The organism is Mycobacteroides abscessus ATCC 19977 (assembly GCF_000069185.1).
GTDB classification, from domain to species: domain Bacteria; phylum Actinomycetota; class Actinomycetes; order Mycobacteriales; family Mycobacteriaceae; genus Mycobacterium; species Mycobacterium abscessus.
Window position 1 is genome coordinate 978,479 of the sequence record NC_010397.1, and the last position, 13,569, is coordinate 992,047.

General features: G+C 65.2%; 14 protein-coding genes. 8 read left to right on the forward strand and 6 right to left on the reverse strand.

Annotation, left to right across the window (positions count from 1 at the left end):
• Nucleotides 1-80: 80 nt before the first annotated feature.
• From MAB_RS05065 to MAB_RS05080, 4 genes are all read left to right on the forward strand, one after another.
• Entirely contained in the window at nt 81-479 is a 399-nt protein-coding gene (locus MAB_RS05065) for a PaaI family thioesterase (RefSeq protein WP_005113376.1), read from the forward strand.
• A 75-nt stretch (nt 480-554) separates the two neighbouring features.
• The gene (gene adh / locus MAB_RS05070; protein ID WP_005090806.1) at nt 555-2,075 is read left to right on the forward strand and encodes an aldehyde dehydrogenase; all 1,521 of its coding nucleotides are present in this window, start codon (nt 555-557) and stop codon (nt 2,073-2,075) included.
• Nucleotides 2,056-2,490 carry a DUF779 domain-containing protein gene (locus MAB_RS05075; protein ID WP_005115778.1) on the forward strand — a complete coding sequence of 145 codons (435 nt, stop codon included), beginning with the start codon at nt 2,056-2,058 and terminating at the stop codon, nt 2,488-2,490. The genes adh and MAB_RS05075 overlap by 20 nt, the downstream gene beginning before the upstream one ends.
• Before the next feature lie 93 nt (nt 2,491-2,583).
• Nucleotides 2,584-4,404 carry a PspC-like choline-binding domain-containing protein gene (locus MAB_RS05080; RefSeq protein WP_005092767.1) on the forward strand — a complete coding sequence of 607 codons (1,821 nt, stop codon included), beginning with the start codon at nt 2,584-2,586 and terminating at the stop codon, nt 4,402-4,404.
• On the opposite strand, the gene yaaA is transcribed toward MAB_RS05080, so the two are convergent.
• Nucleotides 4,394-5,140, reverse strand: a complete 747-nt coding sequence (gene yaaA / locus MAB_RS05085; RefSeq protein WP_005083089.1) for a peroxide stress protein YaaA — start codon at nt 5,138-5,140, stop codon at nt 4,394-4,396. The two genes, MAB_RS05080 and yaaA, sit on opposite strands and share 11 nt — an antisense overlap.
• A 125-nt stretch (nt 5,141-5,265) precedes the next feature.
• Here yaaA and MAB_RS05090 point away from each other — a divergent pair, with 125 nt between their 5' ends.
• Entirely contained in the window at nt 5,266-6,048 is a 783-nt protein-coding gene (locus MAB_RS05090; protein ID WP_005113379.1) for a VOC family protein, read from the forward strand.
• A 25-nt stretch (nt 6,049-6,073) separates the two neighbouring features.
• Here MAB_RS05090 and dinB read toward each other — a convergent pair whose 3' ends face one another.
• Nucleotides 6,074-7,279: a DNA polymerase IV gene (dinB, locus tag MAB_RS05095; RefSeq protein ID WP_005113381.1), complete on the reverse strand. Its 1,206-nt coding sequence runs from the start codon at nt 7,277-7,279 to the stop codon at nt 6,074-6,076.
• A gap of 353 nt (nt 7,280-7,632) precedes the next feature.
• On the opposite strand from dinB, the gene MAB_RS05100 reads away from it, so the two are divergent.
• The 3 genes from MAB_RS05100 to MAB_RS05110 all read left to right on the forward strand — a co-directional run bounded on the left by MAB_RS05100 (nt 7,633) and on the right by MAB_RS05110 (nt 10,699).
• Complete coding sequence (locus MAB_RS05100; RefSeq protein ID WP_005113383.1) at nt 7,633-9,750, forward strand: hypothetical protein; 2,118 nt, start codon at nt 7,633-7,635, stop codon at nt 9,748-9,750.
• A gap of 89 nt (nt 9,751-9,839) precedes the next feature.
• A complete protein-coding gene (locus MAB_RS05105; RefSeq protein ID WP_005083076.1) occupies nt 9,840-10,268 on the forward strand; it encodes a MarR family winged helix-turn-helix transcriptional regulator in 429 nt (142 codons plus the stop codon).
• On the forward strand, nt 10,265-10,699 hold the full coding sequence (locus MAB_RS05110; RefSeq protein ID WP_005114003.1) for a hypothetical protein: 435 nt from the start codon (nt 10,265-10,267) through the stop codon (nt 10,697-10,699). Before MAB_RS05105 ends, MAB_RS05110 begins: the two co-directional genes overlap by 4 nt.
• Here MAB_RS05110 and MAB_RS05115 read toward each other — a convergent pair.
• From MAB_RS05115 to MAB_RS05130, 4 genes are read right to left on the reverse strand one after another with little or no spacing between them, the layout of a single operon-like run.
• Nucleotides 10,679-11,344, reverse strand: a complete 666-nt coding sequence (locus MAB_RS05115; protein WP_005063534.1) for an enoyl-CoA hydratase/isomerase family protein — start codon at nt 11,342-11,344, stop codon at nt 10,679-10,681. The genes MAB_RS05110 and MAB_RS05115 overlap by 21 nt on opposite strands.
• Nucleotides 11,345-11,348: 4 nt before the next feature.
• On the reverse strand, nt 11,349-11,792 hold the full coding sequence (locus MAB_RS05120; RefSeq protein WP_005063533.1) for an acyl-CoA thioesterase: 444 nt from the start codon (nt 11,790-11,792) through the stop codon (nt 11,349-11,351).
• Nucleotides 11,789-12,898 (reverse strand): alcohol dehydrogenase catalytic domain-containing protein, encoded by a 1,110-nt coding sequence (locus MAB_RS05125; protein WP_005083072.1) that lies wholly within the window; start codon nt 12,896-12,898, stop codon nt 11,789-11,791. Before MAB_RS05125 ends, MAB_RS05120 begins: the two co-directional genes overlap by 4 nt.
• Complete coding sequence (locus MAB_RS05130; RefSeq protein WP_005083071.1) at nt 12,885-13,523, reverse strand: TetR/AcrR family transcriptional regulator; 639 nt, start codon at nt 13,521-13,523, stop codon at nt 12,885-12,887. The genes MAB_RS05125 and MAB_RS05130 overlap by 14 nt, the downstream gene beginning before the upstream one ends.
• Nucleotides 13,524-13,569: the final 46 nt, after the last annotated feature.

Here is a 13,569-nt window from a genome sequence, read left to right on the forward strand (position 1 = left end):
ATGACTTACCCATGCTAAAGGTATGCGGCCTCGCGCATCATGAAGCTGCGTTGCTCGCCCGCCAACGGACAGGAAGCCAGATGACAAGCGAACACCTGCCCACAGACCAATTTCCCGGATTTCTGGGCATCGAGTCGGTCTCGTTCGACGACGGCCGGGTCACTGCCGAGTTGCCGATTCGTGGAGAACACTTCGCCCCGAACGGCTTCGTGCATGCTGCCGTCATAGTGGGGCTCGCGGACACCTTGTGTGGCTACGGATGCCTGGCCTCGTTGCCCGAGGGGGCATCAGGATTCACCACTGTCGAACTGAAGACGAATTTCCTGGGCGCCGCCCGTGAAGGCAAGCTCACCGCCGTCGCCGTGCCGGTACATCGCGGACGTTCCACGCAGCTGTGGGATGCGACGGTGACCTCCCGCGACGGGCGCACCGTGGCGGTGTTCCGCTGCACCCAACTGGTGCTTTGGCCGCGCGGCTGACGGGCCGTGTCTGTGCTGCTGACGCGGGTGTAACGTACGTCACAGGGCTGGTATCGATATCGACAGGAGCAGGCAATGGCGAAGTACGCGGCACCCGGAACCGAGGGCAGTGCAGTCACTTTCGCGCCCAGGTACGACAACTTCATCGGCGGGGAATGGGTTGCCCCGGCGGATGGCCAGTACTTCGAGAACGCCTCTCCGATCGACGGCAAGGTGTTCACCCGGGTTGCCCGCGGTACCGCGCCGGATATCGAGAAGGCGCTGGACGCGGCGCACGCCGCGGCCGAGGCGTGGGGTAACACCTCGGCCGCTGAACGGTCGAACGCCTTGCTGCGGATCGCCGACCGGATGGAACAGCACATCGAGAGGCTCGCGGTCGCCGAAACCTGGGATAACGGCAAGCCGATTCGGGAAAGCCTGAACGCTGATATCCCGCTGGCAATCGATCACTTCCGCTACTTCGCCGGCGTGCTCCGAGCCCAAGAGGGTTCGATCTCCGAGATTGACCACGACACCGTGGCCTATCACTTCCATGAGCCGCTGGGCGTTGTCGGGCAGATCATCCCGTGGAACTTCCCCCTGTTGATGGCCGTGTGGAAGCTGGCTCCGGCGCTGGCGGCGGGCAACTGTGTGGTGCTCAAGCCCGCCGAACAGACGCCCGCCTCGATCCTGGTGCTGATGGAGCTGATTGCCGACTTGCTGCCATCCGGAACCGTCAACGTGGTCAACGGTTTTGGTGTGGAGGCGGGTAAGCCGCTGGCCTCCAGTCCGCGCATCGCCAAGATCGCGTTTACCGGCGAGACCACCACGGGGCGCCTCATCATGCAGTACGCGACGGAGAACATCATCCCGGTCACGCTGGAACTCGGCGGTAAGAGCCCCAACATCTTCATGCCCGACGTGATGGCCGCCGACGACGCCTTCCTGGACAAGGCGCTTGAGGGCTTCACCATGTTCGCGCTCAACCAGGGTGAGGTGTGCACCTGCCCCTCGCGTGCGTTGGTGCACGCATCCATCTACGACGAGTTCATCGCGCGTGCCATCACGCGCGTGGAGGCGATCGTAGGCGGTGATCCGCTCGACGAAGACACCATGATCGGTGCGCAGGCAAGCAATGACCAATATGAAAAGATCTTGTCGTACATCGATATTGGGCGGCAAGAGGGTGCGCAGGTACTGACCGGCGGAGATGCGCGCAAGGTTTCCGAATATCCCGACGGCGCCTACATCCAGCCCACGGTGTTCGCCGGTACCAACAACATGCGCATCTTCCAGGAGGAGATTTTCGGCCCGGTGCTGTCGGTGGCGAAGTTCGACTCATTGGATGAGGCATTGAAGATCGCCAACGACACCCTGTATGGCCTCGGCGCCGGGGTGTGGTCGCGCGATATGACCAACGCCTACCGGCTGGGTCGCGGTATCAAGGCCGGGCGGGTGTGGACCAACTGCTACCACCAGTACCCGGCGCATGCCGCTTTCGGCGGCTACAAGAAGTCGGGCATCGGGCGTGAGAACCACAAGATGATGCTCGACCACTATCAGCAGACCAAGAACATCTTGGTGAGCTATTCGCCCGATGCCGCGGGCTTCTTCTGATGAGGGTTCACCGGAAGAAAGTGGGATCCTGATCAATCGCGTCGAACTCACGCCGGCTGCGGCGGAATTGTTGGCTTCGCTGGTGGCCAAACATGGCCCTGTGATGTTCCACCAGTCCGGTGGCTGCTGTGACGGCAGCGCGCCGATGTGTTATCCGCGGGGAGAGTTCCGCGTCGGTGCATCGGATGTACTGCTCGGCGAAGTTAGCCGCGATACCCCATTCTGGATGAGTGCAGACCAGTTCGAGTACTGGTCGCATACACATCTGACGGTCGACGTGGTACCTGGGCGGGGATCGGGATTTTCGCTGGAGGCACCCGAGGGGGTGCGGTTTCTGATCCGCTCCAGGCTTTTCACCGATGACGAGGTGCTGGCATTGGCGAATCAGCCGGTCCGAACCGGCGCCGACGGCTGAGGCGGCCGCACCGCGTTCGTGTTGTCCGCGGCGCGGGTAGGTAGTAGTTTGCCCTTGTCGGAGTCGGTCTGGTTGGCCGTGGGGAGTGTTGTTATGCACGTAGGTATTCGGACGGTTGCGGTCGCCGCGGTGTGCGGGCTGTGTGTTGGCGCGGGCGTTGATGCACGGGCGGTTCGGCCGAACCTCTCCATAGCAGGCACGCCCACAACGCGTTCCGTATCGAGCCAGGCGGTCTCGCTCGCGTCGTTCTCTGATCTGCTGGCGGCCGCTGCGCCACAGAACGATGCTGCGGCGCAAATGAATTCGGTGGGCGGCGGCGCGGTGAGTAGTACCGACTTGATCGGCACTGTCGCCAAGCTCCTCGCGACACCGAATATCACTCAGAGCGGCGTGACTCCGGGAATCAACACCGCGGCCGTCGGTACTGTCGATCCGCCGAGCAGTGAACCCGTTGATCCGCCGACCGGGCAGCCCACCGATCCGCCCGCCGCCGACGAGCCGGCACCGCCCACCAACTTCCCGGGTGAACGTCCGGCGTTTGGCACTCCGTCCTATTTTGCGCAGTTGGCGTTCGCTGTCTTCCATGTGGTCGCGTTGCCGATCACCGTGCCCGTGCAGTTCTTCCTGGGCAGCGCCGAGGGCGTGCCGACGGTGATCGCCGCGGCCATCAACGACTTGTCGGGCCTGCTGGGCCAGATACCCGGCCTGTCGCCGCAGCAACCTACCGAGCCACAGCCACAGCAGATAGCGCAGAGTTCTTTGCCGCTGCAGAAGCTGGCGGCGGCGGAGACTGACCCGACCACCGACCCCGAGCCTCCGGCGGAGCCGCTGCCCACCAACTTCCCGGGTCCCCGTCCGGCGTTCGGTACTCCGTCCTATTTTGCGCAGTTGGCGTTCGCGGTGCTGCACGTTCTCGCCCTGCCGATCACGGTGCCCGTACAGGCGATCATCGGCAAGACCGAGGGAGTGCCGTCGGTCATCGTGGCGGCGCTGAATGACTTGTCGAGCCTGCTGGGGCAGGTGCCCAAGCCGTCGGCGCCCGTGACCGATACCAAGACCACACCGCAGGACTCCACCTCGCAGCAAGCCGACAAGGCTGCTCCCACAGTGGATTCCGCGTCCGAAAAGCCCGGGGGCGCCACGTCCGGCGCCGATGCGAAGGCCTCGAAGATCGAGCGCAACGAGCATGAGGGCAAGACGGCGGACAAGGCCGCCGAGGTGCCCAAGGCGGAGCATGAGACCAAGCCGGGCGCGGCGTCGGAGGAGACGCCGAAGACAGACCCGGCCAAGGAGGTCGTTGAGCCCAAGGTGGATCCGGCGAAGGTTGTTGAGTCGAAGACTGATCCGACCAAGGCCGTCGAACCCAAGGCTGATCCGACGAAGGTTGTTGAGCCCCAGGTTGTCGAGCCCAAGGTTGACCCGGCGAAGGCCGTCGAACCGAAGACTGATCCCGCCAAGGCCGTCGAACCCAAGGCAGATGCGGCGGCGGAACCCGCCAAGCCCGAGTCTTCCAAGCCCGAGTCTTCCAAGGCCGAGGTCGCCAAGCCTGTCACCGCTAAACCGGAGACCAAGGCACAACCGGCCAAGCCCGAATCCGCGGGCCCGGTAAAGGTTACTCGCGACAGCCTGAAGTCGACGCCAGGTGAAACCGGAACCACCGGCGGCACCAAGACAACCGAGGGGTCCAAGGGCTCGGTGACCGACAGCAAGACACCCGCCGCGTCTACCGACACCAAGGTGCATGACGGCCTGAAGCCGGCCGTGGGCGCTAAGCCCGACAAGCCCGCCGACAAGCCATCGACGGAGAAGTCTTCGTCCGAAAAAAGCGGTTCGTCGTCGGAGGGCAGCTCGCATTCCTCCGAGAGCAAGTCGCACTCCTCGGAAGGAAAGTCGCACTCCGGCTCTAAGGACTGACGACGATCGTCAGCGTATTGCCGTCGCGCTCGACATGTAGCCCCGCGCGGCGGGCGACGGTGGCCACCGACGCGGCGTCGTTGGGTTCGGCACGGCTTCCTGCCAGGATGCGCGCCAGTTTCCCCTTGTGCGCCTTGTTGAAATGGGTGATCACCGTGCGCCGGCCATCGGGATGCTCGGTGAGGCAGTCGACCGTCACGGCGTGGGGTAGCCGGCCCAGGCCCGCATAGGAACCCGAGCGCAGGTCCACCACCAGCTCGCCTGCCGCCAGCTCGGCGAGCACCGGCTCCAATACCGGCCGCCAGCGTGCGGCCAAGGTGGGCTTTCCGGGCAGCTTGGACGACGCCGACAGACGGTAGGCAGGCACCGGATCATCGGCCCGTAACAGCCCGAACAGTGCCGAACCGACAGCGAGGCGTGCACGTGCCCTGGCGGCGGAGGCGCCACGCAGCGATGTCACGTCCAGGTTGTCGTACAGCACGCCGGTGTACCGGTGCAGGGCGGGCATGGTGGGGGACATGCGCAGCTCGGCGTTGCGCTGAATCTCCGCATCCTGGGATGCGGAGATGCCCAGTGCCTGCCTGCACGCGTCTGGGTCGGCGGCAAGGGCGATGAGCTCGTCCACCAGTGCTTCACGCACCGGGTTCAGCGTGGGCGTTGCCAATTCGTTCAGGCGCAAAGGTGGGCCGTCGCCGCCTTCGTGTTTGGTTTCCGAGGGCGGCAGCAGCACGATCACGCAGAGACCGTAGCGAACTGGGCTGCTGTCCGTCGCGCTGAGGTGGTCAAACCCCTTCCGCGATGAGTTTTCGATCCGGCAGTGGTCGATACCGGTGAATGCCCCTTCCAGCTCAAGGAGACCCCATGCCCACTCGTGACGAAACTCCGCTCGGAGCCCCAGCATGGATCGACCTCGCCTCGTCGGACCTCGAGAAGTCGAAGGCGTTCTACAGTGCGCTGTTCGGCTGGACGTTGCAGGAGGCGGGCCCCGAGTACGGCGGCTATATCAATGCGTACAAGGACGGTAAAGCCGTTGCGGGAATGATCACCAACAACCCGGAGTGGAATGCTCCCGACGCGTGGACCACCTACTTCGCTACCGAAGACATCGATGCCACCCTGCAGAAAGCGGTGACACACGGCGGTACCAACTGCTTGCCCCCCATGGAAGTTCCACAGCTTGGCTACATGGCCCTTTTCGCCGACCCGGCCGGTGCCATGGTGGGTTTATGGCAGCCATTGGCGCACAAGGGGTTTCAACTGGTTGGCGAGGGTGGCGCGCCGGTATGGCACGAGCTCAATACCCGGGAGTATGACCGGGCTGTGGACTTCTACACCACGGTGCTGGGATGGAACACCAAGATAGAGGGCGATTCCGCGGATTCCCGGTATGCATGTGCACAGCATGACGGTGCGCCGATCGCGGGTGTCAACGATGCGTCGGTGGGCCAATGGGCACTTCCCGAGGGGGTGCCGGCGCATTGGGCCGTGTATTTCGGCACCGACGACACCGACGCCGGCGCGGCCAAGGCCGCTGAACTGGGTGGTGCGGTACTCGCTCCGGCTCAGGACACGCCGTATGGCCGGATGGCGCTGATAAGGGACACCACTGGCGGCACCTTCTGGCTGTGCTCCGTGGACTCCTGATCATGGCCCGGGCGTCCCGGTCTCGCTAGAGGTCTTCGAAGGTCGGGATGCCCCATTCCTCCCGCCCGCCTCCGTGCAACAGGTTGGCGCGGGTGACCGACCGGGTTCCGAACCTGTCGCGCAGCCCATCAAGGGTGCTGTCGAGCGCCAAGGTGTTTTCCGCCGCATCCGAGAAGGGCAGCTCCAACTGTGCTGCGCCACAAGGGTCGAAGTTGGATACGGAGAATCCGATCAGAGTGATGCCCCGTTCTTTGATGAGCGGGCCGGCGTCTTTGACAAGCTCGCGGGCCACTGACAGGAGGCGTTCGGTGGACGTGGTGGGTCGCGGCACGGTGCGTGAGCGCGTGGCGCGGGTGTAGTCGCCGAAACGCAGTCGTAGCACCACCGTGCGACAGCTGCGGCCGGTGCCGCGCATGCGGCGGGCAATCCGCTCCATGAGTTGTGTTGCGATGGCATCGATCTCGCTGTCCGCTCGTGGCCCGCGGCCAAGCGCGCACTGCGCACCGATCGAGCGCCGCCGCCGTCCACCATCCACCCGTCGTGGATCGATATTGTTTGCCAGACAATGCAATTGATGCCCCATGGCGCGTCCGACCATCGACGCCAGGGTGGACTCGCCCAGATCGGCCACGTCCGCGACGGTACGGATGCCATACACCCGCAGTTTCTCGGCGGTGACCGATCCGACTCCCCACAGCGCCTGCACCGGCAGCGGGCGCAGAAACGACAACTCCTCGTGCGGCTCCACCACCAACAGTCCGTCGGGCTTGCCCTGGCGGCTGGCGACTTTGGCCAAGAACTTGGTGCGGGCGATGCCGACGGTGATCGGTAGTCCCGCCCGGCGCCGCACCTCCAAGCGCAATGCGGCCGCGATATCGCTTGGCGCCCCTGAGATCCGCTGCAGACCGGACACATCCAGAAACGCCTCGTCGATGGACAGCGGCTCGACCAGGGGAGTGGTATCCCGGAAGACCTCGAACACCAACTTGCTCGCGGCGCTGTAGGCGTCGAAACGCGGTGGTACCACCACCGCGTGCGGGCAGAGCCGTAGCGCCTGACGACCTCCCATGGCGGTACGCACGCCACAATGTTTTGCTTCGTAGCTGGCGGCGAGCACGACACCGCCCCCGACGATCACCGGGCGGTCGCGCAGTGCCGGCGCATCACGTTGCTCGACGGAGGCGTAGAACGAGTCCAGATCGGCATGCAGGATGCTGGCTGTCCCGGTCATGATCCGATGCTCGCACCGGGGTCCGACAGCCGGATCGGGTTGATTTGCCCAACCGGCGGTTGATTCGGAGAATCACTGGGCAATCCTTGATGGCGCCCGGGAGATATTTGACTTACGGCTAGGAAAACTATCGAATCCGTGGTCGGCGGCATGGTGCAGTGTGCCCTACGTTTATTGCGAGTTCTCCAGGTTCTTTTCAGCCCATTGACATTCTTTGCCCAGAAGGGGTGGTTCACGTGCGCGTCCGTCTCCGTGCCACGGCCACCGCGGCGGTTTGCAGTGTCTGCATCGCCGCGTCGGTTTCCGTGCCTACGATCCAAACTCTCAGCGCCAGTCCGGAACAACATCGGACCGTGTCGACTCAGGCCTACGTCCTGACGTCGAACGACGGGACGCTGTCCCCGGCCAGCATCGGCTCGCTGGCCGCCTTACCGGGGGTCACCACGGCGGCCGCTCCGACTCCGCCCGAGGGATCGACGTGGCCGTCGGCGAATCCCTTGGTGAATCTCGCCGTGGGTCCGTTGCAATTCGACCCCAAGTTCTCACGGTCGCCGGTGTTGGCGTCGCCGTTCACGATCGTCAATGCGCCGTTCCAGCTGCTGACCGGGCAGTCGATCGTGAACCCCAACGGCACCACCTCTGCACCGACGGTGCAGAACCTGATCAACGCCGAAACCACCGCGCTGGGGCTGCTGGCAGGGGTGCCGGCCGCATACGTGGCGAACACCATCGCGGTGGTACAAGCCATTGCCCAGAACCCGGGATCGCTGCTGCCGTCCGGACTCGTGCCCACGGCGACGACGTTGTCGGCGGCGAACACCACGGCGGTGAGCCCCACGACGAAAACGCTTGCCTCCACGGCCGTTACGGCCTCGGCTGCGACGGCTCCTGCTCCGACGGCCCCTGCGGGGTCGACGTGGCCGTCGACGAACCCGGTGGTGAACCTGCTGGTGGGTCCGTTGCAGTTCAACTCGAAGTGGCAGTCGCCGGTGTTGGCGTCGCCGTTCACGATCGTCAATGCGCCGTTCCAGCTGCTGACCGGGCAGTCGATCGTGAATCCGGACGGCACCACGGTGGCGCCGACGGTGCAGAACTTCATCGCCGCGGAGACCAAGGCGTTCGGTCTCTTGGTCGGTCTGCCGGGTGCCTACGTGGCCAACACCATCGCGGTGGTGACGGCACTTTCCCAGAACCCGGGATCAATACTGCCCTCGGGCCTGATCCAGCCGGCGACGACGACGGCGAATCCCACGGTCGCCAAGACCACGGCACTGTCGCTTCCCGAATCGTCGACGACGGCAACATCCACCACGGCGAACACGCTTGCGGCCCCGACGGCCTCGGCTCCGACGGGCTCGGCTGTGACGGCTCCTGCTCCGACGGCCCCTGCGGGGTCGACGTGGCCGTCGACGAACCCGGTGGTGAACCTGCTGGTGGGTCCGTTGCAGTTCAACTCGAAGTGGCAGTCGCCGGTGTTGGCGTCGCCGTTCACGATCGTCAATGCGCCGTTCCAGCTGCTGACCGGGCAGTCGATCGTGAATCCGGACGGCACCACGTCGGCGCCGACGATTCAGAACCTGATCAATGCCGAAGCCAAGGCCTTTGGTCTCTTGGTCGGTCTGCCGGGTGCGTACGTCTCCAACACGATCGCGGTGGTGACGGCGTTGACCCAGAACCCTGCGTCGCTGCTGCCGGCGGGTCTGAGCGCGCCGGCGGCGACCACAACCGCCACAAGCGTCAAGGCTCCGACGTCGATCCTCTCGGCGCTGAGCAAGACCTCTACCACTGCGGCGAAGACCGCGACGGCTGAGCAGAAGACGGCGGTCGAGGGAACCAAGGCGGCCGAGTCGAAGGCGACCACGTCGAAGTCTTCTCCGGAAGCGGAGCCCGCCAAGGCCGGTGCGACCAAGCCCGCCACCCCGGCCGAGGCGGTTACCCCGGCCGAGCCCGCCAAGCCGGCAGAGCCCGCGAAGTCCGCTACTCCGGCCGAGCCGGTGAAGGCGGCCGAGCCTGCCAAGCCCGCCACCCCGGCGGACGCGGCTACTCCGGCGGAGCCCGCCAAGCCGGCGACTGCTGCCGACGCCGCTGCCAAGCCGGTGGACGCGGCCAAGCCCGCGGAACCCAAGGTGAACGTGCCTAAGGTCAAGCTGCCCACCCCGGTCACCAAGGTCGGAGAGGTCAGTGGCGGGGTTGCGCCGAAGACCGATGACTCTGCCAAGGCCGACAAGAGCGAGAAGACCGATTCCAAGACGGACAAGGCCGACAAGGGATCCACCCCGAAGAAGCCCGAGAAGGACTCTTCACCTGCGAAGAAGCCCGAGGCCGCGGCGTCGTCGAGCACCAAGTCGGAGTCGGGCTCTAGCTCCTCGTCCAGCGATTCGCACGCGGGTTCCTCCAACGGCTCCTCGTCCAGCGGCTCCTCGTCCAGCGGATCGTCGCACAGTGACTCGCACAAGGCGTCGCGAAATTAGTCCCCGGTAACAAGCACAAAGGTCCCCGCGCCCGACACGGCGCGGGGACCTGCTTGTAAGCGGCACTGACATAAGTCAACATCATTGACATGGAAATCGACGGCACCGCGAGCCTGGGGTACTTGCTGACCCGTACCGCGACATCACTGCGGGGCAAGGTCGCGGCCCGTTTGGAGCCGATCGGCTTGAGCCTGCCCGAGTACATCTGCATGCGGATTCTGCGTACCTACCCCGGCATGTCCAACTCCGAACTGGCCAGGCAGGCCATGGTCACCCGGCAGGCGATGAACGCGGTACTGCATCGGTTGGAGGAGGAGGGCCTCATCAGCCGGCCCGAGAGTGCGGACCACGGCCGGTCGCTGCCTGCCCGCCTGACCCGGCGCGGTAGCACCCAACTGGAGAAGGCGGTGGAGGCAGTGACCGCGGGTGAGAACGAGGTCATGGAGAAGCTGACCGCCGACGAGCAGCGCGCGTTGAAGGCGATGCTGGCCAAGTGCGTGCCGAGCCAGCTGCCATGAGACGTGCCGGCTGGCTGATCGCTTTCACTGGTCTGGTGATCGGGTTCAGCGTGTGGCTGCCGTGGCTGCGCACCTCGGCCAGCGGTGGAGGCAGAGCCAATGCCATCGGCGGCGCCACCGGATCGGTGGTTCTGCCTGCGGGATTCGGCGCCGGACAGCTGATCTTGCTGGTTTCCGCGCTGCTGGTGGTGGCCGGATGCATGGTGGGGCAGCACATCCTGCACCGCATCGCTCCGGTGGCCGCGGGTGCCCTGGCCCTGGTGCTGTTGGCGCTGGAGCTCCTGTACTACCGCACCAACATCAAGCCCCCGATCGTGACCGGGTACGGCTTTTGGGTCGCGATCTGTGCGTCGGCTATCGCCGTCGCGCTGGCGATCGTGGCACTGCTGTCACGGCCCTCGCTGAGTCGCTCAACCCAATCCGGCAAGTAGCAGCGGGACGATCGAGCTGTACATCCCGTTTTTGATGGTGCTCAGTGTGCCGCGGTTCTTACCCACCAGCGGCTCTACGAATCCCTTTGCGGTACTGATCACTTCGTCTTCGAGAACGGCGGCGTCGACGATCTGTAGTCGTACGCAGTCGTCGCCGCCGTAGCGCTGACCGCTCGGCATGGTGGCCGACGCCGCCTGTGGGGTCATGCGGCCCTGACACAGCGCGGACATGCCCGGTGTGAAGGGCAGCCCCACGTTCACCTCCGGCAGGCAGAAGAACCCGCGATCGGAGCGCATCACCCGATAGTCGCAGCTGAGCGCAACCATCGCTCCCGCTCCGTAGGCGTGTCCGTTCACGGCGGCCACGGTGGGTACCGGGAGGGTGAGCAAGCGGACAAAAATCTTCTGAACCTCGGTGATATACCAACCGAGCTTGTCGGGGTTGGCGCCCAGATACTCGACGTCGAGCCCGTTGGAGAAGAACTTGCCGCTTCCGGTCACGACAAGAGCTGTGGGTTCCTCGTCGGCCACGATCTCGTCGATCCGTGCGTTGACCTCGTCGATGAAGGGCAAGGTGAACCGATTCTCATCGGTGCCGAGCACGAGGGTGGCGATGGCGCCGTCGCGGGTGAGAGTTGCAGACACGTTGTTACCTCAACTGTTCGAGAGCTGTCGCTACTTGCTCGGGGATGGGGACGGGTGTGCGGGCATCGGAGTCCACGTAGACATGGACGAACCGACCCAGCGCACGCGGCGTGTCCTCGACAACACCGTCGACGACCTTGAACACCGCAAGCTTGTAGATGACACTACTGCGTCCGCTGTGCTCAAGTGCCAGGCCGATCGACAGCTCGTCCGGAAAGGACACCTCTGCCAAGTACTTGCACGAGGTTTCGGCCACGACCCCGATGGCGGGCAGGTCGCGGATATCGCACCCGGCCGCCTCCATCAGCCAGCCGTTGACGGCCGTGTCGAACCAGGCGTAGTAGACCACGTTGTTGACATGCCCGTAGACATCGTTGTCGGCCCAACGAGTTTGGTGCCTCCGGTGCACCGGGAAGTCAGCCTTGGTGGGCAGCTCGGGTTTGGTCACGCGCTCACTCCCGGGCGCAGGATCTGACGCACCGCCTGGCCCTCGGCAAGGGCGTCGAGCGCGATATTGATATCGGACAACGGCAGGTCATCGGACTTGAGCTTCTCCACTGGCAGGCGCCCCGCCCGCCACAGCGCCAGCATGGCCGGGATGTCCTGTTGCGGTTGCGCCGAACCCATGTATGAGCCCAGGATGCTGCGGCCCTCCGCGACGATATTCAACGCGGGCAGGCTGATTCGTGCATCGGGATGCGGTAGGCCCACCGACACGGTGCCGCCGCCGCGCCCGGTGAGCGCGTAGGCCTGCTCCAGCACGGCGGCCGAACCGACCACCTCGAACACCCAGTCATGTCCGCCGGGGGCTTCATCCGGCGCGCAGGCGCTGGTGGCGCCGAGCTCAAGGGCGAGTTCGCGTTTGGCGGGCACGGGGTCGATAGCCAGTACCTCACCCGCGCCGGCGGCGGCCGCCGACATCACCACGGCCAGACCGACGCCACCCAATCCGAGGACCGCCACGGAGTCTCCGGGGCGCACGGACGCGGTGTGGGTAACCGCGCCAAAGCCGGTGAGCATGGCGCAGCCAAAGAGGGCAGCGGTGTCGAGAGGAACGTTCTCATCGATGACGACCACCGAATTGCGATCCACCACAGCATGATCGGCGAACCCGGAGACACCAAGATGGTGACGTACCTCGGTGCCGTCCAGATCGTGCAGCCGGGTGCCGCCGCGGATCAGGTCACCGCGGCCGTTCGCCGCGGCGGCGTCCGGGCATAGCGCCGGGCGACCGGATGAGCAGTACCTGCACGCGCCGCAGCTCGGTACATACACCAGCACCACATGATCACCGGGGGAGACGTCGCGTACGCCGGGGCCCACCGCGGCGATGACACCGGCCGCCTCGTGTCCGAGTGCCATGGGTACCGGACGTATCCGGTTCCCGTCGACCACCGACAGATCCGAGTGGCACAGGCCCGCGGCTTCGATGCGTACCAGCACCTCGCCGGGGCCCGGCGGGTCGAGTTCTAGCTCAATGACTTTCAGCGGGTGGGTGTCGCGGTACGGCCTTTCGATCGGTGCCGCGTGCAGCACCGCACTACGAATTCGCACAAACCCCTCCGTAAATCGCGTTGAGCCAGACGTGGAGCAGCGTATCGACCACCTTGCCGTCGTCGACGGCGGGTTGCTGCCCGGTGAAAGTGGCGCGCATCATCGCCTGGTTGATGAGGTTGAGCGCGATCGCGATATCACGGGCGGGTACCACGCTGGGCGCCGCGCCACGAGCGCGTTCGGCCTCAATGCCCACCGTCGTATTGGCGACCCAGTTCTCGGTCACCTCGGACCAGCGCTGGTCCAGCTCGGGGCTTGTTCCTTGCATGCTGGACAGCGCGACAGTGAGGGCCCGGTGGGAGCCGAAGGCGTCAAAGTAGGCCTTGATCACGGCCCGCCAGTACTGCGCGGGACTTGTCATGGCCGCGGGATCGATGCTCGCGACATTGGCGTCGGCCTCCTCGATGATTCGCTCGGCGAGTGTGAGGAGTACGGACTCTTTGGAGGAGAAGTAGAAGTAGAAGGTCGGCCGGGAAATCCCGGCTCCGCGCGCCAGATCATCGACCGAGACATCGGCAAGCGGGCGCTTGCCGAGCAGTTCTTCGGCGGTGGCCAGGATCGCTTGTATCCGCTCGTCCCCGGACGGGCGCGTCGTTTTGCGGCCTCTCGTAGCCGGTTTTGTCACGTCTACCTGCGCATTCTTTAAAGTTATCGACACACTGTTGACTTTC